This window comes from Escherichia sp. WS1152, assembly GCF_046487665.1.
Lineage (GTDB): Bacteria > Pseudomonadota > Gammaproteobacteria > Enterobacterales > Enterobacteriaceae > Escherichia > Escherichia coli.
The window spans coordinates 40,890-61,371 of record NZ_JBJQJA010000016.1; the positions used below are offsets into that span (position 1 = coordinate 40,890).

General features: G+C 52.5%; 17 protein-coding genes. 4 read left to right on the forward strand and 13 right to left on the reverse strand.

Annotated features, from left to right (window positions below; genetic code table 11):
* Positions 1 to 93 precede the first annotated feature (93 nt).
* From fdhE to fdnG, 4 genes are read right to left on the reverse strand one after another with little or no spacing between them, the layout of a single operon-like run.
* Entirely contained in the window at positions 94 to 1,023 is a 930-nt protein-coding gene (gene fdhE / locus ACJHW7_RS19930) for a formate dehydrogenase accessory protein FdhE (protein WP_000027708.1), read from the reverse strand.
* Positions 1,020 to 1,655, reverse strand: a complete 636-nt coding sequence (gene fdoI, locus ACJHW7_RS19935; RefSeq protein ID WP_000829013.1) for a formate dehydrogenase cytochrome b556 subunit — start codon at positions 1,653 to 1,655, stop codon at positions 1,020 to 1,022. The genes fdhE and fdoI overlap by 4 nt, the downstream gene beginning before the upstream one ends.
* Positions 1,652 to 2,554, reverse strand: a complete 903-nt coding sequence (fdoH, locus tag ACJHW7_RS19940; RefSeq protein ID WP_000331377.1) for a formate dehydrogenase O subunit beta — start codon at positions 2,552 to 2,554, stop codon at positions 1,652 to 1,654. The genes fdoI and fdoH overlap by 4 nt, the downstream gene beginning before the upstream one ends.
* A 12-nt stretch (positions 2,555 to 2,566) precedes the next feature.
* Complete coding sequence (gene fdnG, locus ACJHW7_RS19945) at positions 2,567 to 5,617, reverse strand: formate dehydrogenase-N subunit alpha (protein WP_011310337.1); 3,051 nt, start codon at positions 5,615 to 5,617, stop codon at positions 2,567 to 2,569.
* 193 nt (positions 5,618 to 5,810) lie between these two features.
* On the opposite strand from fdnG, the gene fdhD reads away from it, so the two are divergent.
* A complete protein-coding gene (fdhD, locus tag ACJHW7_RS19950) occupies positions 5,811 to 6,644 on the forward strand; it encodes a formate dehydrogenase accessory sulfurtransferase FdhD (RefSeq protein WP_021557379.1) in 834 nt (277 codons plus the stop codon).
* Between the two features lie 152 nt (positions 6,645 to 6,796).
* Positions 6,797 to 7,852 carry a YiiG family protein gene (locus tag ACJHW7_RS19955; protein WP_021557380.1) on the forward strand — a complete coding sequence of 352 codons (1,056 nt, stop codon included), beginning with the start codon at positions 6,797 to 6,799 and terminating at the stop codon, positions 7,850 to 7,852.
* 101 nt (positions 7,853 to 7,953) lie between these two features.
* Here ACJHW7_RS19955 and ACJHW7_RS19960 read toward each other — a convergent pair whose 3' ends face one another.
* From ACJHW7_RS19960 to rhaB, 8 genes are all read right to left on the reverse strand, one after another.
* Positions 7,954 to 9,702, reverse strand: a complete 1,749-nt coding sequence (locus ACJHW7_RS19960) for a putative frv operon regulatory protein (RefSeq protein ID WP_040235121.1) — start codon at positions 9,700 to 9,702, stop codon at positions 7,954 to 7,956.
* The gene (locus ACJHW7_RS19965; protein ID WP_001019474.1) at positions 9,702 to 10,772 is read right to left on the reverse strand and encodes an aminopeptidase; all 1,071 of its coding nucleotides are present in this window, start codon (positions 10,770 to 10,772) and stop codon (positions 9,702 to 9,704) included. The genes ACJHW7_RS19960 and ACJHW7_RS19965 overlap by 1 nt, the downstream gene beginning before the upstream one ends.
* A complete protein-coding gene (locus ACJHW7_RS19970; RefSeq protein ID WP_000446023.1) occupies positions 10,762 to 12,213 on the reverse strand; it encodes a PTS fructose-like transporter subunit IIBC in 1,452 nt (483 codons plus the stop codon). Before ACJHW7_RS19970 ends, ACJHW7_RS19965 begins: the two co-directional genes overlap by 11 nt.
* Positions 12,214 to 12,223: 10 nt before the next feature.
* Positions 12,224 to 12,670 carry a PTS fructose transporter subunit IIA gene (locus ACJHW7_RS19975; protein WP_000729591.1) on the reverse strand — a complete coding sequence of 149 codons (447 nt, stop codon included), beginning with the start codon at positions 12,668 to 12,670 and terminating at the stop codon, positions 12,224 to 12,226.
* Positions 12,671 to 12,982: 312 nt separating this feature from the next.
* The gene (gene rhaM / locus ACJHW7_RS19980) at positions 12,983 to 13,297 is read right to left on the reverse strand and encodes an L-rhamnose mutarotase (protein WP_000619503.1); all 315 of its coding nucleotides are present in this window, start codon (positions 13,295 to 13,297) and stop codon (positions 12,983 to 12,985) included.
* Positions 13,298 to 13,306: 9 nt separating this feature from the next.
* Positions 13,307 to 14,131: a rhamnulose-1-phosphate aldolase gene (rhaD, locus tag ACJHW7_RS19985; protein WP_001626390.1), complete on the reverse strand. Its 825-nt coding sequence runs from the start codon at positions 14,129 to 14,131 to the stop codon at positions 13,307 to 13,309.
* Positions 14,132 to 14,489: 358 nt separating this feature from the next.
* Positions 14,490 to 15,749, reverse strand: coding sequence for an L-rhamnose isomerase (gene rhaA, locus ACJHW7_RS19990; protein WP_000211504.1), 1,260 nt, complete (start codon positions 15,747 to 15,749; stop codon positions 14,490 to 14,492).
* Entirely contained in the window at positions 15,746 to 17,215 is a 1,470-nt protein-coding gene (rhaB, locus tag ACJHW7_RS19995) for a rhamnulokinase (RefSeq protein WP_021557384.1), read from the reverse strand. The genes rhaA and rhaB overlap by 4 nt, the downstream gene beginning before the upstream one ends.
* A gap of 287 nt (positions 17,216 to 17,502) precedes the next feature.
* Between rhaB and rhaS the strand changes: the two genes are divergently transcribed.
* The gene (gene rhaS / locus ACJHW7_RS20000; RefSeq protein WP_000217142.1) at positions 17,503 to 18,339 is read left to right on the forward strand and encodes an HTH-type transcriptional activator RhaS; all 837 of its coding nucleotides are present in this window, start codon (positions 17,503 to 17,505) and stop codon (positions 18,337 to 18,339) included.
* 73 nt (positions 18,340 to 18,412) lie between these two features.
* Positions 18,413 to 19,261 carry an HTH-type transcriptional activator RhaR gene (gene rhaR, locus ACJHW7_RS20005; RefSeq protein ID WP_001302243.1) on the forward strand — a complete coding sequence of 283 codons (849 nt, stop codon included), beginning with the start codon at positions 18,413 to 18,415 and terminating at the stop codon, positions 19,259 to 19,261.
* Here the strand turns inward: rhaR and rhaT are convergent.
* On the reverse strand, positions 19,258 to 20,292 hold the full coding sequence (gene rhaT / locus ACJHW7_RS20010) for an L-rhamnose/proton symporter RhaT (protein ID WP_000063507.1): 1,035 nt from the start codon (positions 20,290 to 20,292) through the stop codon (positions 19,258 to 19,260). The genes rhaR and rhaT overlap by 4 nt on opposite strands.
* Positions 20,293 to 20,482: the final 190 nt, after the last annotated feature.

Consider the following 20,482-nt stretch of genomic DNA (forward strand, 5'->3'; position numbering starts at 1 on the left):
CTTGAATGGGTAACGCGGAATACGAGAGATGGTGTCGTCACACCCTATGAGCTGTAATCCGGGCGACCAGCGCCACCCGGAAAACGTCAGAGATTACTCCCCTTCACCCGGAAACAGGAACGGGTTGATGGAACTGCGGGCATAGCCTTCTTGCTCCATTCGCGCGTCCAGTACCAGAGAAGCGAGGTCATCTGCCACGGCTTCAACTTTCGGTTCTTTTTCCTGATAAAGAATCTTCAGGTAAGTGCCACAGTCATCGCAGCTTTCGGCTTTAATCGCGGCCTGTTCGTCATCCAGCGACCAGTAATGCAGTTTGCCGCTCTGCTCGCAGTTGCTGCATTTTACGCGCACTACGTGCCATTCGGTTTCACACAGGTTGCAGTGCAGGTAACGCAGACCCTGAGTGGTGCCAATTTGCACCATGCTGGACACCGGCATAGAACCACAAACCGGGCAATATTGACGTTGCTCGCCGTATTCAGCGCGGGCTTTGCCGGGGATCAGATTGGCCATCTGCGCCCAGTAGAGCGACAGTGCAGCCCAGATAAACGGCGCTTTATCGCTGCTGACGGATGAGAAATCAGAGGCAAACAGTGCGCTGGCCATATCTTCCAGCTCCTGAGTTGATGCCTTCTCCAGATTCTCAATCACTGCCAGCGCCGGGCCGCTCATTTCAGGTTTCAGCTCAGCAATCAGCGCCATCAGCAGCTTTTGCCAGTGCTTATCACGCGGCAGAACGTGAATATCCAGCGGGGGCTTGCCCTGTGCGCTGGCTTCTTTAATGCGCGCGGTCAGATCCATCTCCAGCGGATGGTCGTACAGCACCACTTCCTGGGCGTGGGCGATAAGCGCAGCAAAGCGCAGGTAATCACCCAGCGGATTATTTTCTGCCAGCTCGCGCAGACGCTCGGCGCGGCGGTTGTATAAATTCTTGAGCCGAGGGAACAATAACGGCGGAATCATATCCGCCGTACGTTTCTCGCTCGAACCCAGCTCATCTTGCGGGATTATGCGAATACTCATTCAGCTTTCTTTTCCGTTGTCTTGCGGACCTCACGGTACCAGCGCGGGTGATGTTTCTTCGCCCAGGCGCTGGTAACCCATCCTTCCACCATGGCGGTAATCGTGCCTTTCACCCAAAGGGCGGCGTAGATATGCACCATGATAACCACAATTAACGCCACTGCGGCAAATGAATGCAGCATTAACGCGAATCGGATCACCGGGATTGAGAAAGCAGGCGCAAAATAAGGACGCCAGATAATCACGCCGCTCACCAGCAGCAGAACCAGGAAAATAATCGCCGCCCAGAAAACGCATTTCTGACCGAAGTTATAACGCCCGGTGTCACCTACTTCCTCGTTGACGACGATCTTACGAATATTCTTCGCCCAAAAGATATCATCCCGATTGATTAGGTTGTGATGCCAGTAACGGAAAAACATGATGATGAACGAGGCAAACATAACCACGCCGACAAACGGGTGCAGAATTCGCGCCAGCTGCGGTGTGCCCATGATTTGCATCAACCAGTTGAAGGACGGGAACAAAAAGCCCAGCCCGCTCACCGCCGCCAGGATGAAGCAGAAGGCGGTGATCCAGTGGTTGATACGTTCCGGCGCGGTGTAGCGCACGATGGTGTCACGTCGTTTCATTTGCGCTCCTCGTCTTTCTCTTCGTGCAGATTATTCTCTTCCTCATCCGCACGGTTCGGACCGACACCCACGTAGTGGAAGATACTGGCCGCAAAGGTAGCCGCAAAGCCAACAGCCGCGAGCGGTTTCCAGATGCCTTTCCAGAATTTCACGGTTTCGCTGATTTCCGGGTTCTCCGGCAAGCCATGATACAGATTTGGCTTGTCAGCATGGTGCAGCACGTACATGACGTGTGTACCACCGACGCCTGCCGGATCGTACAGACCCGCATTGTCGTAACCGCGGGTTTTCAGCTCAGCAACGCGCTCGCTCGCCAGCGTTTTCATCGACTCTTTCGTACCGAAGTGAATCGCGCCCGTTGGGCAGGTCTTCACGCAGGCTGGTTCTTGCCCAACCACCACGCGGTCAACGCACAGCGTACATTTGTAGACGCGGTTGTCTTCCGGGTTGAGGCGCGGAATGTCGAACGGACAGCCCGCAATGCAATAACCGCAGCCAATGCACTGCTCGGACTGGAAGTCGACGATACCGTTGGCATACTGAATAATTGCACCTTCCGCCGGGCACGCTTTCAGGCAGCCTGGATCGGAACAGTGCATACAGCCGTCTTTGCGGATCAGCCATTCCAGTTTGTCGTTCTGCTCCACTTCCGAGAAGCGCATTACCGTCCACGATTTGGCGCTTAAATCATTGGGGTTGTCGTACACCCCAATGTTATTGCCGACGGTATCGCGAATGTCGTTCCACTCTGAACACGCCACCTGACAGGCTTTACAGCCGATACAGGTGGTGACGTCGATGAGTTTCGCCACTTCTTCCTGGAAGTCCCGCGCCTGAGGCGCGGGGGTCAGACCGTTAGTCGCGGAACGACGAATGATATCTTGAGATTGATAAGCCATATGTCGTCTCCGTTACACCTTTTCCACATTCACAAGGAAGGACTTAAACTCCGGCGTCTGCGTGTTCGCATCACCAACGAATGGCGTTAACGTATTGGCAATAAAGCCTTTTTTAGCTACGCCTTCATAACCCCAGTGAATCGGAATACCGATGGTATCGATATCTTTGCCGTTCGCTTTCAGCGTACGAATACGTTTGGTCACCACCGCTTTGGCTTTGATATAGCCACGGTTGGAGGAGACTTTCACGGTATCGCCCTGGGCAATGCCAAGTTTATTCGCCAGCGACTCCCCGATTTCCACAAACTGCTCTGGTTGCAAAATCGCGTTCAACAGCGCGTGTTTGGTCCAGTAGTGGAAGTGCTCGGTCAGACGATAGGTGGTTCCGACATACGGGAACTTATCGGCTTTACCCAATGCTTCGGCGTCGTCTTTAAAGATACGTGCAGCCGGGTTCGAGATAACGTTTGGATGCAGCGGGTTAGTTCCCAGCGGCGTTTCAAACGGCTCGTAGTGTTCCGGGAACGGACCTTCCGCCATCTTATCGAGGGCAAACAGACGCCCCATGCCTTCCTGCTGCATGATAAACGGCCCGACGCCGCTACCCGGAGGCGCTGCGCTGTAGTCCGGAATATCCCAGCCGGTCCACTTAGTGCCGTCCCATTTCAGCAACTGACGCTTCGGATCCCACGGGTTACCCTGCGGATCTGCGGAGGCGCGGTTATACAGAATGCGGCGGTTAAGCGGCCATGCCCATGCCCAGCCCAGCGTGTTACCGAGGCCAGACGGATCGGCGTTATCACGGCGTGCCATCTGGTTGCCTTCCGGCGTCCAGCTACCGGCGAAAATCCAGCAACCACAGGAAGTTGTACCGTCATCGCGAAGTTGGGCAAACGAGCTAAGTTGTTGGCCTTTCTTGACGATAACCGCACCGGTTGCCGGATCGGTAATATCGGCCAGCGCCTTACCGTTGCTCTCCATCGCTACTTCTTCCGACTTCGGCTCATGCGGAATGGCGTAGTTCCAGGTCATGTTCAGCACCTGGTCCGGGTTCGCGCCACCCTGTTCGGCATACATCTTGCGCAAGCGCAGGAAGATACCGGAGAGGATCTCGCCATCAGTCAGCGCAATCCCTGGGGCGTCCGCACCTTTCCAGTGCCACTGCAACCAGCGACCTGAGTTTACGATAGAACCGTTCTCTTCCGCGAAGCAGGTCGATGGCAGACGGAACACTTCGGTCTGGATCTTCGACGAGTCAACTTCGTTCAGCTCACCGTGGTTCTGCCAGAAGTTAGAGGTTTCAGTGTTCAGCGGGTCGATGGTGACGAGGAACTTCAGTTTCGACAGACAACCGATCACTTTGTTTTTGTTCGGGAATGAGGCAACAGGGTTAAAGCCCTGGCAGATATAGCCATTGACCTTGCCCTCTTTCATCATCTCGAAGTATTGCAGGACGTCGTAGCCTTTATCCCACTTCGGCAACCAGTCAAAGCCCCAGCTATTTTCCGCCGTTGCTTTATCACCAAAGAAAGCCTTCATCATGGAGACGAAGAATTTCGGGTAGTTGCCCCAGTAGTTTACCTGGCCTTCCAGCAGCGGTTTTGGCGTGTTGGCGGTAAGGTAGGTTTGCAGATCGGTCTGCTTCTCGCTTGGCAGCGTCATGTAACCTGGCAGGCTCTGCGACAGAAGGCCCAGGTCCGTCAGCCCCTGAATATTGGAGTGACCGCGCAGGGCGTTAACGCCGCCGCCTGCCATCCCCATGTTGCCGAGCAGCAGCTGGATCATCGCCATCGTACGAATGTTTTGCGCACCAACGGAGTGTTGCGTCCAGCCGAGGGCATACAGGAACGAGGCAGTTTTATCGTGAGCACTGGTTTCTGCGATGTATTCGCAGACTTTCAGGAACGCGTCTTTTGGCGTACCACAGATGTTTTCAACCACATCTGGCGTGTAGCGGGAAACGTGCTGTTTCAGCAAGTTCCACACGCAGCGCGGATGTTGCAGCGTGGTATCGCGTTTGGCGAAGCCGTTTTCGTCCAGTTCGTAAGTCCAGGAGGATTTATCGTACTTGCGTTTTTCTGCGTCGTAGCCGGTGAACAGGCCATCTTCAAAGCCGTAATCCTCACGCACGATCAGGCTGGCGTTGGTATAGGCTTCGGTGTATTCGCGGTTGAATTTTTCATTGTTCAGCAGGTACAGCAATACGCCTGACAGGAAAGCAATGTCAGTACCGGAACGAATAGGGGCATAGTAGTCAGCCACTGCCGCCGTACGCGTAAAGCGAGGATCGATCACAATCAGCTTCGCGCCGTTGTGAATTTTGGCTTCCATCGCCCAGCGGAATCCGACCGGGTGAGCTTCAGCGGCGTTACCGCCCATCACCACGACGAGGTTGGCGTTCTTGATGTCGACCCAGTGGTTGGTCATCGCACCGCGACCAAATGTTGGAGCAAGACTTGCTACCGTTGGTCCGTGTCAGACACGCGCCTGGTTGTCGACCGCGAGCATACCCAGCGCGCGGGAGAATTTTTGCGTTAAATAGCCGGTTTCGTTACTCGACGCGGAAGCACACAGCATCCCGGTGGAGAGCCAGCGGTTAACGGTCACGCCTTCGGCGTTTTGCGCAATGTAGTTAGCATCGCGGTCTTCTTTCATCAGTTTGGCGATGCGATCAAACGCCTCTTCCCAACTGATTTGCTGCCATTTATCAGAACCAGGGGCACGGTATTCCGGGAACTTCAGACGGCTTTCGGAGTGGATGAAATCCACCAGGCCAGCGCCTTTCGGACAAAGTGCACCGCGGTTGACCGGGTGATCCGGATCGCCTTCGATATGGAAGATAGATGCTTTGGCGTTTTTTGCTCCGTCACCGAGGCTGTACATCAACAGCCCACAGCCTACGGAACAATAGGTGCAGGTATTACGGGTTTCGCGGGTGCGCAGCAGTTTATACTGCCGGGTTTCCGCGAGTGCTACGCTGGGTGCAAAACCCAGTGCCGCTGCCGTGGTGCCTGCCATACCGCCAGCGCAGATCTTAAAGAACTGCCTTCTGCTGACCTGCATGGATTGCTCCTTGTTTCGACATTGTCACGTCCCATTTACATTCGCTTGCTGAGTGTGCAGGGAGTGGGAGTTATTTTTCTTTGCGGAAGGGGCCGCAAAGGTCCAGAATTGGCTCAATTTCCCTCCATCCAGGAAGGGTTTGTAACAGAATACCATAATGTTGGTGTGTGTGTTCTTATCTGGTTAAGAGAAAGTGAAAAAAACACAGCAAAAAGAAATCAAAAATGTGATGAATATCACAGGTGTTCGTCAAATTGAGTTATGGCGGCGTGACGATTTACAACACCCACGGTTGGATGAGGTCGCGGAAGAAGTTCCCGTTGCGCTGGTCTACAACGGCATTTCGCATGTGGTGATGATGGCGTCGCCCAAAGACCTTGAGTACTTTGCGCTCGGTTTTTCGCTTTCCGAGGGGATAATAGAAAGTCCGCGCGATATCTTCGGCATGGATGTCGTTCCTTCCTGTAATGGTCTTGAAGTACAAATTGAGCTTTCCAGCCGCCGCTTTATGGGGTTGAAGGAGCGCCGCCGGGCGCTGGCGGGACGTACGGGCTGTGGCGTATGCGGCGTGGAGCAACTTAATGACATCGGAAAACCGGTGCAGCCGCTACCGTTCACCCAGACGTTTGATCTCAACAAACTGGATGATGCATTACGTCATCTCAACGATTTTCAGCCAGTGGGGCAACTGACTGGTTGTACTCACGCCGCTGCCTGGATGTTGCCATCTGGCGAACTGGTCGGCGGGCATGAAGACGTGGGTCGCCATGTGGCGCTGGACAAACTGTTAGGCCGCCGGTCACAAGAAGGGGAAAGCTGGCAGCAAGGTGCGGTACTGGTTTCCAGTCGTGCCAGTTATGAAATGGTGCAAAAGTCGGCGATGTGCGGCGTAGAGATTTTGTTTGCGGTGTCTGCCGCGACCACGCTTGCTGTAGAAGTGGCTGAGCGCTGTAATTTGACACTGGTAGGTTTTTGTAAACCGGGTCGGGCAACGGTTTATACCCATCCGCAGCGTTTGAGCAATTAATTAAAATAAGTCCTGCGATATATATTAAATTGCAGGACTTATTCATTTCGTGAATTTTATTATTTTATTTATAAACAAAATGCGTGTAGTGGCGTTTTCTTTTTTCATTTATTATGTTCACTCTCTTATCTATATATTTATAAGGCAATTAAATGAAAAGGAATTTATTATCTTCCGCTATTATAGTCGCCATCATGGCCCTCGGTCTGACGGGTTGTGATGATAAAAAAGCCGAAACAGAAACGCCCCCGCCTGCCAATAGTCAACCTGCCGCACCAGCTCCTGAAGCGAAACCTACTGAAGCTCCCGTTGCAAAAGCAGATGCTAAACCTGAAACACCTGCGCAACCGGTGGTCGATGAACAAGCGGTTTTCGACGAAAAAATGGATGTCTATATCAAGTGCTACAACAAGTTACAGATCCCGGTACAGAGCAGTCTGGCGCGTTATGCTGACTGGCTGAAAGATTTTAAACAGGGGCCTACCGGTGAAGAGCGTACTGTTTATGGCATCTACGGCATTAGTGAATCCAGCCTCGCTGAGTGTGAAAAAGGCGTAAAAAGTGCTGTGGCGTTAACGCCTGCGCTGCAACCAATTGATGGCGTGGCGGTGAGTTATATCGATGCTGCCGTGGCGTTGGGTAATACCATTAACGAAATGGATAAATATTACACCCAGGAAAATTATAAAGACGATGCGTTTGCGAAAGGGAAAACGCTGCACCAGACATTCTTAAAAAATCTGGAAGCCTTTGAACCTGTAGCAGAATCTTATCATGCGGCGATTCAGGAAATTAATGATAAGCGCCAGCTTGCGGAACTGAAAAATATTGAAGAAAGAGAAGGGAAAACATTCCACTACTACTCTCTGGCAGTCATGATTTCAGCGAAACAAATTAATAACCTGATATCGCAAGAGAAGTTTGATGTTGATGCGGCAATGAAGAAAGTCTCTGAACTGGAAACGCTGGTAGCGCAGGCCAAAGAAGCGGATAAAGGCGGTATGAATTTCTCGTTCATTAATTCGGCAGACCAGTATCAACTCGAGACTAAAAAATATGTTCGCCGCGTCAGAGATAAAGTCCCGTACTCTGACTGGGATAAAGAGCATCTTCAGGATGCAAACACAAGCTGGATGGTCGAAGACTCATTTCCACGAGCGTTACGCGAGTACAACGAAATGGTTGATGACTATAATAGCCTGCGTTAAACGTTTTTGTTTTTGCTGAGAAATACAAGGTCGGATGCGGCGTAAACGCCTTATCCGACCTAAACGTCGTTAAGCCGTGTTAGCGGTGCATCCGACATCATTCACCCCTGGCGAAGTAACGCCATAAACCCTTCATACCCCGTTAGTCCGACAATAGTCTCCGCCGGATGCTGACACAATACGCTTGCCAGATAGCTGAATATTTTTAGCTCATGACGCGCATCGGCGGCGGCGCAGGCGATCAAAACATGGTTAATGACTTCTTTATTCACCTCAACTGATTGGGCGAGGGTAATAAAAAATCCACGAAAACGTCGCTCCTGTTCGCTCCAGCAATGTGGGATGGCGAGGCGATTAACAATCAGGTTTTCACCTTCGCCTTCGCGGGCGATGATGCGTTGTGCTTCATCGGCGGTAATATGGTGTTGTGCCACTAATTGCGCACAAATTTGCCGGGTAATATGTTGCCAGCTTTCACCGCGTACATTCGAATAATGAAAACTTCCGGGGGCAGAGAAAAAACGCTCCGGTTGCTGGCGAATAAATGCCGTCGCCAGAAAATGTTTTATTTGTTCGATACCGGCAGCCGTAATGATATTTTTTACGGTGATGTAATTATTTACCGCGTCTTCCAGTAAATAATGGCTATTGTTAATGATCAATAACGGCTCAATCTCTTCGCGAATGGCAACAAGTTCGCTTAAGCTACGGGCAATAATTACCCGACAATTTAAAACATCGCGCTCAATGGCGAGCTGATTAATAGTGGCAATTGCGTTCTGGTCCGAGAGCAAAATGATCGGCTGGCGTTCGTTTTGATGCCGCTCCAGCGCACAGGCAAAATACAAACCGATCAGATCGCTGTCGAAAAGGGGAATATCGAGCTGTTCACGCAGTAGCGTAATAAAGTGCAGACTCATATCAAAGGCCGCAGGCCAGGCGGCTTTCAGGTTATTCATGCTGCTTTGGCGGTGCTCAGCAATCCACACCGGTGCGGCAAGGCAACGTAATAAATGCCCGGTAATGTTCTCAACCAGCTGCGTATCAATAATATTCAATGACGCGATGCCCGGCACCCTTTGCAGCAACCGCTGCACATTATCGGCAGAAATTATCTGCGCTTGCTGATGCTGTTTCTCTATCAAACCTGTCAGGGTTCTTACAGCGTTATCACCAAGAAACAGACCGCTATGTTCAACGATTTGTTTTATCTCGTCACCGGGATATTGCGGCCACTCATCGGTCAGTTGATTACGCAGGGCGTAAATCGCCAGAATCAGGCTGGAGAGATAATCACCCTGCATGAGCGGCCAGCGGTGTTGGTTGTCGCAGGCCGTGGATAAATGCTGAAGGTTGTCTCGTGTTACGCCCGCCAGCGGAATTAAAAACGGATCTTTGCGCAGCAAGTTCGCCAGCAAGATAACGCGCTTCTCTTCTGTCTCATCAATGAAATGGCCCAAACCGGGGCGGCTGGCCAGGCAACAAGCGCGTTCATAACGCTGTTTTAACCGGGGCAGACGCTCTGCGACCCACGTTTCTGGCAAATTAAGCGCCGAGGCGAGTTGCGCACGGGGAGTAAAGGTATTCAGTAATAACAGTGCCAGCAGCCGATCGTCGTTATCGTGCTTTTGCAGCAACTGAAAAAAGCTGCGGCGCTCGAAGATTTCCAGCTGATAGCCCGCACTACCACTGGCGGAAATGCGGGCTTTGCCGTTAAGGGTAAAGTTGAGATAGTCAATATCACGCAGGATGGTCCTGCCTGAAACGCCAGTCTGTTGCGCCAGCTCACCAGGCGTGCGCGGCTGTTGCTCCAGCAGATCGACAATCTTTAACTGGCGTTCGTTTAGCATTAATCCACCTGACGGAACTGGCTAAACGCGTTGACTTTCTCCGCGGTTAAGGTGGTCAGAAAATCCCGTATCAACGTGAGCAGAGCATCGTAATCGGCTTTTGAAATCATGCCGCTGTTAGCGTGCAGATAGCGGGTTGGCAGGCACAGCGCAACAACCGGACGCCCGCCGCCCATCACGTTGTAGCGCCCGCCATCCGTCGCACCGGTTTTCATGGTGGAAAATTGCAGCGGTAAATCGTTATGTGCGGCACAGCTTTTTAACGCCGCCACCAGTTTCTGGTTGGGGAAGTAGCGCTTGTCAAACAGCATCAGCCCCGGCCCCTGGCCCAGTTTCAGCGGGTATTTAATGTTATCAATGCCCGGAACATCACCTGCGACAGCGGTATCCAGCACAATCACCACATCCGGTTTAATGTGTTCCGCCGAGGTTTGTGCCCCGCGTAGCCCAACTTCTTCTTCCACGCTGCCGACGCCATACAGCGTAATTTCGGGATTATTCACCGTCTGCAATAGTTCAGCCATCATTGCGCAGCCGATGCGGTTATCCAGCGCCTTGCCGACCACTTTATCTTCGCCCCAGCAGGCAAAATTGGCTTCCGGGCTAATAAAATCGCCCATCGCCACACCGCGTTTTTCCACCTCATCGCGACTGTTCGCGCCAATATCAATGAACATCTCATCAAATGACAGCGGTTGTTGCTTTTGCTTTTCCGTTAACGCATGAGGCGCGACGGAACCAATCACACCAGGGATTTTCACTCCCTTGTGTGTGCGTATGGTTACCCGGTGGTTGAGCATCGACTGATTCCACCAGCCGCCAATGGTGGTAAAACGCAGAAAACCGCTCTCGTCGATGTGGGTGACCATAAAGCCGACTTCATCCATATGCCCGACAACGGCAACTTTTGGACCTTTATTCCCCTTACGGGCAACAAAGCTGCCCAGACCATCAAAGGTGATTTCATTAACGCAAGGTTCCAGCGTGTTTATCAGGATGTCGCGAACTTCCTGTTCATCGCCGCTGACGGCGCTGGCTTCGCACAACTGTTGCAGTAACTCAATGTTCATGGACAAGCTCCTGTTGCGCGGCTTTCGCTTTGCGGCGTAACCACAATCCTTTCAGGACGATAATGAATGAAATGTTTAGCGCGAGGCCAATCGCCAGCACCAGATAAAACGAACCTACCGGCGACATCAGGCCGATCAGCGGGTCAAAGATACCCAAACCAGGTGCCAGACGTTTGATTCCGAAAGCGATCACCAGCACGCCGGTAATACCGCCCGCCAGCGTATTGGCGGTAATCATCGGTAACGGAGCTGCCAGAGCGTAAGGAATAGCAGGTTCGGTTGCGACTGTGGCACCGACCACAATGGCACTACTGGCAGCCTCTTTTTCCTGTCGGGTAAACAGTTTGGGCGCAATGAACGTCGCAAGACCCGCCGCGACGGGCGGCATCAGCGCGACAACGCCGACGATGGCGTACCAGTCATAAATGTGTTTTTCCAGCAGTGAGAAGCAGAAGAACCAGGCGGTTTTATTGATGGGGCCGCCCATATCGAACGCCAGCATCGCACCGACCAGAAACGCTGCCGCAAATTTCATTGATGGAGGAATGGTGTTCAGGAAGTGCAGCAACCCGCCCATGAGGTCGGACATTACCGGTCCGATAACGTAGTAAGTGAGCACGCCGAAAACCAGCAGAGTAACGAACGGGATCAGCATTGAACCGAGCAGCGGTTGTAATGCTTTGCCAAGGCGCACTTTACGGAACCAGAAGACGAAATAGCCAATCGCCAGCCCCAGCACCACCGCGCCGAGGAATCCCGCACCTGACTGGGTGCCGAGCAGGGCTTTGTCATTCGCCAGATAGCAAACCAGAAACGCCGGAGCGAAAGCGGGTTTATCGGCAATCGACGAGGCAATATAAGCGCCCATGATGGGGATCATAAAGGTGAAGCCGAGATAACCGATGGATTCAACCACCCAGGTAAACGACGGCGCGCCTTTCGACATATCGGTATACGGCAGGCCGAACTGCACCAGCATGTTGGCAAGCGCCACCAGGATACCGCCACCGATAACAAACGGCAGCGCCGCAGAGACGCCCGCCATCAGGTGGCTCATTACGCTGCCGCTTTGTACTTCCTGTTTGCCGAGCTTCACGCCGCTATCTGCGGCAAAAAGCTGCGAGTTTGTTGGTAATTCACTGAAAATCTGGTCGATATTTTTCAACGCCTGGGAGATGGCAATCTCATAAACCTTCTTCCCGGCAAACCGCGCCCGGTCATCGCCGCTCAGGCCACGCCCGGTAGCGAGAATGACGTAATCGGCAGCGGCAATCTCTTCGCTGGATAAGCGGTTTTCAACGCCACTGGACCCTTGAGTTTCCACTTTTATGGTATGGCCGAGAGAACGGGCTTTCTGTTCCAGGGCTTCCGCCACCATGTAGGTGTGAGCGATCCCGGCGGGGCAGTTGGTGATCGCGACAATACGTAAGGATGACTCCATCGCCACTTCCTTATGAGCTGAGGGTTTGATTTAACAAGGCAAACACCTGGTCGGCGTCGCCTCGTCGCAGTTGGTGAATAAAATCCTGGTGGATAATTTTGCGACACAGTGTACCGATGATTTTGACCTGATCCTCTTCGCCGCTTTGCGGCACGCCGAGGCAGATCCAGCAATTGACGTCTTCGCCATCGCTGGCTTTCCAGTCAATAGCCTGCGCTTTGCGGGCGAATAACACGAACGGTTGTTTAACGCAGGCGCTTTTACCGTGCGGCACGGCGATGCCGGAACCAAATCCAGTAGAGTGCATTTTTTCGCGCAGCAGCAGGGTTTGCAGGAATTGGTGTGAGTCGGTGATAAAACCGTTTTGTAACGCCATTGTCGCCAACTGCTTCAGAATGGAATAAGCGCCATTGCCCTGAATATTCAGGTCAATACAGCTTGCAGTAAGAGCTGCCATTAATCGGACTCCATGAAATATATTTTAATCAATTGTAATGGTGGAGCGATTAAGTGATGAGAGGCGATATGTCGGTAAACAATGACAATTTGAGACAGAGTGAAAGGTCAGATTTGCGGAGTAATGCACATAATGGTTATTTAAATAAACCACATGAATCATTAATGAGTTATTCATTATTTTTGTGATTTACTCACAATGCATCGGGGAAATATAAGTTACCGGGATATATTAACTGAAGGTGTAATATGTTTATTTTTCAAATCGAAATTAAAAATATTGTGCCGGAGGCGTCTCCGGCACATTAGGCAATTACGGCAGGTAAAACACTTCTTGCAGTTCGCTACTCACCGGGCTGTTATCCGGGTTCGCGGGCATGACGTCGGTCATATATTTCCACCAACGTTGGCAAACATCAGTACTGGCAACCGCATTCCAGCGCTCTTCAGATTCAATCTCTACCGTGGCAAACAGCAGATTACGCGCTTTGTCGAGGTAAATGGCGTAGTTATGCGCACCGTGAGATTTCAACACTGCTTCCAGTTCCGGCCAGATGGGGTTATGCCGACGCTGATACTCTTCGTGAGCGTCGGGGTTAACCTGCATGACAAAGGCTTTGCGGATCATGTTTGCTCCTTACAGCGCCAGCGCACTGGCTAGTGGTGTAACGCCGAAGCGCTTGCCGAGCGCTATCAACTCTTCACGGCTGATGGTCTGTTTCATGCCGCCCATCGAATACACCTTCACTAACACTTCCGCTGATTTTTCTGCGGTGTCGATTAAACCGAATGTTTCATCCAGCGTCGGTCCGGAACCGAACACACCGTGGAAGGGCCACAACACCAGCGAATGTTTTTGCATCTCGTGGGCAGTTGCCTGGCCGATTTCGTCCGTGCCGGGCACCATCCACGGCAGAATGCCAACGCCATCCGGGAATACCACCAGACACTCGGTGCTGCCTTCCCACAGTTGGCGAGTGAAGACCGCGGTGTCGTTTTCCAGTACATAGGTGAGGGCGATCAGGTTGGTGGCATGGCAGTGCATGATCACCCGATCTTTACCGTTGGTGGCTTTAATACGCTCGCAGTGGGAGAGAAAGTGAGCCGGAAGTTCAGAAGTTGGAACGGCTTCGTTGGTTAACCCCCAGAGAATATGGTAGCCCGCGCCGTCGCTGTCGACTTTTACGACGCCTAAGTTAGCTGCAGGATCAAGCTGGACGTTACGGAAGAATTTGCCGGAGCCGGTGACAATAAACGGCGTATTTGCCAGTAAAGGCATGGGCTGGCTGAGCGGAATATAGCGCGGTTGTGGGTGGAAGTTGTCGTGATAAAGCGCGATATCGGCGTCATCCAGGCGCAGCGTCAGGTTGCCGCCGTTGCGCTCGTCCCAGCCTTTTAGCCAGGCGTCGGTGGTGGCTTTGATCATTCCCTGGACAAACCAGGACTGGGTAATATTTTGCATGTTCTGTGTTCCTGTAAATTCGGTGTTGTCGGATGCACGACCCGTAGGCCGGATAAGGCGCTCGTGCCGCATCCGGCAATCAATGCCTGATGCGACGCTGTCGCGTCTTATCAGGCCTACAACTATTGCCGACCTGTAGGCCGGATAAGGCGCTCGTGCCGCATCCGGCAATCAATGCCTGATGCGACGCTGTCGCGTCTTATCAGGCCTACAACTATTGCCGACCTGTAGGCCGGATAAGGCACTCGTGCCGTATCCGGCAATCAATGCCTGATGCGACGCTGTCGCGTCTTATCAGGCCTACAACTGTTGCCGACCTGTAGGCCGGATAAGGCGCTCGCGCCGCATCCGGCAGTGTTTACCCACGCTGGCTCAAAATCGCTTTCTCATATGCCCGCACGCTCTCCAGCCATTCGCTACCTGCTGGCGTATCGTGACGCTGACAATACATTTCCCAGACCGCCTGCCACGGCAACGATTTCTGCTCTTCCAGCAGTGCCAGACGCGCAGTGTAATCGCCCGCCGCTTCCAGCTTGCGCAGCTCAGCGGTAGGTTCCAGCAACGCACGCAGCAGGGCTTTTTTCATATTGCGTGTACCAATGACCCACGCAGCAATACGGTTGATAGAGGCATCAAAGAAGTCGAGGCCGATATGCACCCGGTCAAACAGATCGTGACGAACAATCTCACTGGCAATCGCCTGGGTTTCATCATCCAGCAGCACTACGTGATCGCTGTCCCAGCGAACCGGACGGCTGACGTGCAGCAGCAACTGCGGCACATACAGCATGGCGGCGGAAATCTTGTCGGAAATCACTTCAGTCGGGTGGAAATGCCCGGCGTCCAGGCACAGCGCCGTCTGGCGGCTGGTGGCATAACCCAGGTAAAACTCATTGGAGCCAACCGTGTAGCTCTCCGCGCCAATGCCAAACAATTTGCTCTCAACGGCGTCGATATGGTGCGCAGGGTTTAGCTTCTCGCTGATCACCTCATCCAGTGCTGCCAGCAGACGCTGACGCGGTGCGAGACGGTCAACGGTGATATCTTTCATACCATCCGGGATCCAGATGTTCATCACCGATGGTGTGCCGAGTTGCTCGCCAAAATAGGCCGAAACGCGACGGCTGGCTTTGCAGTGATCAATCCAGAACTGGCGAATGCTGTCGTCGGGATGCGAGAGCGTAAAGCCATCGGCGCTTAGCGGATGCGAAAAGCAGGAGGGGTTAAAATCCAGACCGAGCTGATTGGCTTTCGCCCATTCAACCCAGTTTTTGAAGTGCTCAGGTTTGATCTGGTCGCGCGAGACTGGCGTGTCTGATTCCAGATAGATGGCATGTAAATTAAGCCGTTTTGGCCCCGGAATCAGCCGCATAGCCTGTTCCAGATCGGCTCGTAGCTCACTGGCATTACGCGCTTTGCCCGGATAATTACCAGTAGCCTGAATCCCACCGGTCAGCGAACCTTCCGGGTTTTCAAAACCGGAAACATCATCGCCCTGCCAGCAGTGCATTGAAACGGGTAAACGATCAAGTTGGCGCAGCGCCTCCTCGACATCAATCCCCACCGCCGCGAAACGCTGTTTCGCCAGCTCCCAGGCCTGTTCCAGTTGAGTGGTCATGCGCAAAGCTCCTTTGTCTGTCGTGTAGAGTGAATCCGCGCCACATAGTGGGCAATTTCACTGTCAGGATTAGGGGTAAAGGTGGTCAGATTCGCGGTGGTGCTGACGACCTGACGGAAATCATCCACATTGTTGAGTTCATCCAGCGTCATTAACTGGATGCCGATATTGCCGAGCGTCGAGGCTTCAACAGGCCCGGCGATCACCCGAATACCGCAGGCATCGGCACACAGCTGGTTGAGCAGCGTGTTCTGGCAGCCGCCGCCGACAATATGCAGTTGCGAGAAATCTTCACCACGCAGCTGCGCCAGCTCATGCAACACATCGGCATACAGCAGCGCCAGACTGTCGAAAATGCAGCGCGCCAGTTCAGCATCACTTTCCGGGATCGGTTGCGCCATTTCCCGACACGCAGCCTGAATTTCGCTGCACATCTCGTCAGGATTAATAAAGCGATCGTCATTGGGATTGATGATGAAGCGGCAGGCCGGAAGTGCCTGTGTCGCGGCGATAAGCGCCGGAAGATCGTTGATTTGCCGTTCCTGAAGCACTCGCTGAAGCAGCCATAAGCCCATAATATTTTTCAGCACCCGATAGCGACCTTCCGCCCCGCCTTCATTGGTGATGTTGGCTGCCAGCGCCGTGTCATTGGTAAATGGCGTCTGGCTTTCGAAGCCCATCAATGACCAGGTGCCAGAAGAGAGATAAGCGGCGCGTGAACCGTTTAACGGCGAGGCGATAACCGCGCTGGCGGTATCATGGCTGGCAACGGCGACCACCGGAATCTCATTACCCTGCGGGCAAATCCAGTGCCCAATGACATTACCCGGATGCGTCGGGCGACCAAACCAGGCTTTGTTGGCCCCGCTCCACGCCAGTAGCGACTCGTCCCAGTCGTCGCTATTGATATTGACCAGTTGTGTGGTGGTGGCATTGGTGTACTCCCAGTTCATCTTGCCGGTCAGGCGATAGCTGAAGTAATCCGGCATCAGCAGAGCGTGAGCAATGTGTGGAATAAGTTCAGGTTGTTGCTCCGTCAGCGCACGCAGTTGATAAAGCGTATTGAAGGGCAGAAACTGGATGCCGCTACGTTGATAAATATCGCGTTTGCCGAGTTGTTGCTGTGCCTGCGCCATTAGGCCATTGGAGCGGCTATCGCGATAAGCAACGGGCAGGCCCACACGCTGACCCTGTTGGTCGAGCAGCACAAAGTCCACGCCCCAGGTATCAATCCCAATGCTATCGATACGAATCCCTTCCTCGCACACCTTGTTTAATCCAAGGCGAATGGCACTTTCCAGGCTATCCACATTCCAGGTGACATAACCGTTCTGGCTATGCAGCCCATTTTTAAAACGATGGATTTCGCGCAGCGTCAGGCTGCGGCATTCACGCTGGTAACGCGCCAGCATCACGCGCCCACTGGATGCGCCGAGATCGACGGCGACACAATTGCGAAAGGTCATAATGTGATCCTGCTGAATTTCATTACGACCAGTCTAAAAAGCGCCTGAATTCGCGACCTTCTCGCTACTGACAGGAAAATGGGCCATTGGCAACCAGGGAAAGATGAACGTGATGATGTTCACAAATTGCTGAATTGTGGTGGTGTGATGCTCACCGCATTTCCTGAAAATTCATGCTGTATCTTGAAAAATCGACGTTTTTTACGTGGTTTCCCGTCGAAAATTTAAGGTAAGAACCTGACCTCGTGATTACTATTTCGCCGTGTTTACGACATCAGGAGGCCAGTATGACCGTATTACATAGTGTGGATTTTTTTCCGTCTGGTAACGCGTCCGTGGCGATAGAACCCCGGCTCCCGCAGGCGGATTTTCCTGAACATCATCATGATTTTCATGAAATTGTGATTGTCGAACATGGCACGGGTATTCATGTGTTTAATGGGCAGCCCTATACCATCACCGGTGGCACGGTCTGTTTCGTACGCGATCATGATCGGCATCTGTATGAACATACCGATAATCTGTGTCTGACCAATGTGCTGTATCGATCGCCGGATCGATTTCAGTTTCTCGCCGGGCTGAATCAGTTGCTGCCACAAGAGCTGGATGGGCAGTATCCGTCTCACTGGCGCGTTAACCACAGCGTATTGCAGCAGGTGCGACAGCTGGTTGCACAGATGGAACAGCAGGAAGGGGAAAATGATTTACCCTCGACCGCCAGTCGCGAGATCTTGTTTATGCAATTATTGCTCTTGCTGCGTAAAAGCAGTTTGCAGGAGAACCTGGAAAACAGCGCATCAAGTCTCAACTTGCTTCTGGCCTGGCTGGAGGACCATTTTGCCGATGAGGTGAATTGGGATGCCGTGGCGGATCAATTTTCTCTTTCGCTGCGTACGCTACATCGGCAGCTTAAGCAGCAAACGGGACTGACGCCTCAGCGTTACCTGAACCGCCTGCGACTGATGAAAGCCCGACATCTGCTACGCCACAGCGAGGCCAGCGTTACTGACATCGCCTATCGCTGCGGATTCAGCGACAGTAACCACTTTTCGACGCTTTTTCGCCGAGAGTTTAACTGGTCACCGCGTGATATTCGTCAGGGACGGGATGGTTTTCTGCAATAACGCGAATCTTCTCAACGTATTTGTACGCCATATTGCGAATAATCAACTTCGTTCTCTGGCCGAGGTAGCCACGGTGGCGCATCAGTTAAAACTTCTCAAAGATGATTTTTTTGCCAGCGACCAGCAGGCAGTCGCTGTGGCTGACCGTTATCCGCAAGATGTCTTTGCTGAACATACACATGATTTTTGTGAGCTGGTGATTGTCTGGCGCGGTAATGGTCTGCATGTACTCAACGATCGCCCTTATCGCATTACCCGTGGCGATCTCTTTTACATTCATGCTGACGATAAACACTCCTACGCTTCCGTTAACGATCTGGTTTTGCAGAATATTATTTATTGCCCGGAGCGGCTGAAGCTGAATCTTGACTGGCAGGGGGCGATTCCGGGATTTAGCGCCAGCGCAGGGCAACCACACTGGCGCTTAGGTAGCATGGGGATGGCACAGGCGCGGCAGGTTATCGGTCAGCTTGAGCATGAAAGTAGTCAGCATGTGCCGTTTGCTAACGAAATGGCAGAGTTGCTGTTCGGGCAGTTGGTGATGTTGCTGAATCGCCATCGTTACACCAGTGATTCGTTGCCGCCAACATCCAGCGAAACGTTGCTGGATAAGCTGATTACCCGGCTGGCGGCCAGCCTGAAAAGTCCCTTTGCGCTGGATAAATTTTGTGATGAGGCATCGTGCAGTGAGCGCGTTTTGCGTCAGCAATTTCGCCAGCAGACTGGAATGACCATCAATCAATATCTGCGGCAGGTCAGAGTGTGTCATGCGCAATATCTTCTCCAGCATAGCCGCCTGTTAATCAGTGATATTTCGACCGAATGTGGCTTTGAAGATAGTAACTATTTTTCGGTGGTGTTTACCCGGGAAACCGGGATGACGCCCAGCCAGTGGCGTCATCTCAATTCGCAGAAAGATTAATTCGCCATGCCGATGCCGACGATGTTAGCGGCGACAATAATCACCACACAACCGAGGCTCAACACCGTTACCGGACGGCGTCCTGCATTGTTCCACTCTTTCAGCACCAGCCCGACGATACCGCCGCACAATACATAGAAGCTCATATGCAGCATCCAACTGATGTAGTCATATTGCGCCGGAATGCGGGCGTGGCCCCAGGCATAGAAAAAGAATTGCAGATACCACATCAACCCGCCCAGTGCCGAGAGTAACACATTGTGAATGATCAGCGGTTTTGCCAGCGAGAAGTCGGCTTTTAGCGACAAATCCTTCACTTTTGCCAGACGAATAAAACAGAAACCGAGGTTAATGATCGCGCCGCCGCCCATGATGACAACATAGCTTGGCAGAGCGACATACAGTGGATCGACGCCAAGTGCGGCAGCGGCTTCATGCATCGGTTTTGCGGCGTTCATCGCAAAGGACATCCCGGCAGAGAAAATGCCGCACATCACCGCCAGCACCAGCCCTTTTTTCAGATTGAACTCTTCGGCTTTAATGCCCATCTTGCGCTCTTTCAACTGCCCGGCTCGAGTTACAATCCCTACGCCAATCAGCGCCACCAGAACGCCGAGCAACGTCATGCGTCCGCCTTCGGTGTTAATCAGCACATCGAAATTGCCGTTGATAATTGGCGTCATCAGCGTACCGACAATCAACGTAATGCCAATGGCGATGCCAATTCCCATCGACATGCCGAGATAACGCATGGTCAGGCCGTAGTTGATATTACCGATCCCCCACATAGCGCCGAACAGAAAAACAGGCAGCAGCGTAGAGAGACTAAACGAGCTGTAATACGCCCAGAAATTCGGTAGTAACAGGGCGCTGATGGCCCACGGCAGAATAATCCACGAAACAATCCCACCGACTGACCACATGGTTTCCCATGACCATTTTTTTACTTTTTTGAACGGAGCGTAAAAACAGGCTGCACTGGCCGCGCCGATCAAATGCCAAAATATCCCCATCGTAATCGCGTTACTCATCTTCTTATCCTCATCATTTTTCGTCGCTTCACATCTCCGACGAGATGAGTGTAAAAATCGTGCTGTCGATTAACCTTTCGCCTGTTGCCGCCGTTGTCGATTTACTGGCAATCACGGCATTAAGTGGGTGATTTGCTTCACATCTCGGGCATTTTCCTGCAAAACCATACCCTTACGAAAAGTACGGCAT

Coding starts and splice junctions, on each gene's coding strand:
- fdhE (WP_000027708.1), bottom strand. CDS start 1,023: ATGAGTATTCGCATAATCCCGCAAGATGAGCTGGGTTCGAGCGAGAAA.
- rhaM (WP_000619503.1), bottom strand. CDS start 13,297: ATGATCCGCAAAGCCTTTGTCATGCAGGTTAACCCCGACGCTCACGAA.
- fdoH (WP_000331377.1), bottom strand. CDS start 2,554: ATGGCTTATCAATCTCAAGATATCATTCGTCGTTCCGCGACTAACGGT.
- ACJHW7_RS19965 (WP_001019474.1), bottom strand. CDS start 10,772: ATGAACATTGAGTTACTGCAACAGTTGTGCGAAGCCAGCGCCGTCAGC.
- rhaT (WP_000063507.1), bottom strand. CDS start 20,292: ATGAGTAACGCGATTACGATGGGGATATTTTGGCATTTGATCGGCGCG.
- rhaD (WP_001626390.1), bottom strand. CDS start 14,131: ATGCAAAATATTACCCAGTCCTGGTTTGTCCAGGGAATGATCAAAGCC.
- ACJHW7_RS19955 (WP_021557380.1), top strand. CDS start 6,797: ATGAAAAGGAATTTATTATCTTCCGCTATTATAGTCGCCATCATGGCC.
- rhaA (WP_000211504.1), bottom strand. CDS start 15,749: ATGACCACTCAACTGGAACAGGCCTGGGAGCTGGCGAAACAGCGTTTC.
- rhaS (WP_000217142.1), top strand. CDS start 17,503: ATGACCGTATTACATAGTGTGGATTTTTTTCCGTCTGGTAACGCGTCC.
- ACJHW7_RS19960 (WP_040235121.1), bottom strand. CDS start 9,702: ATGCTAAACGAACGCCAGTTAAAGATTGTCGATCTGCTGGAGCAACAG.
- ACJHW7_RS19970 (WP_000446023.1), bottom strand. CDS start 12,213: ATGGAGTCATCCTTACGTATTGTCGCGATCACCAACTGCCCCGCCGGG.
- rhaB (WP_021557384.1), bottom strand. CDS start 17,215: ATGACCTTTCGCAATTGTGTCGCCGTCGATCTCGGCGCATCCAGTGGG.
- fdoI (WP_000829013.1), bottom strand. CDS start 1,655: ATGAAACGACGTGACACCATCGTGCGCTACACCGCGCCGGAACGTATC.
- ACJHW7_RS19975 (WP_000729591.1), bottom strand. CDS start 12,670: ATGGCAGCTCTTACTGCAAGCTGTATTGACCTGAATATTCAGGGCAAT.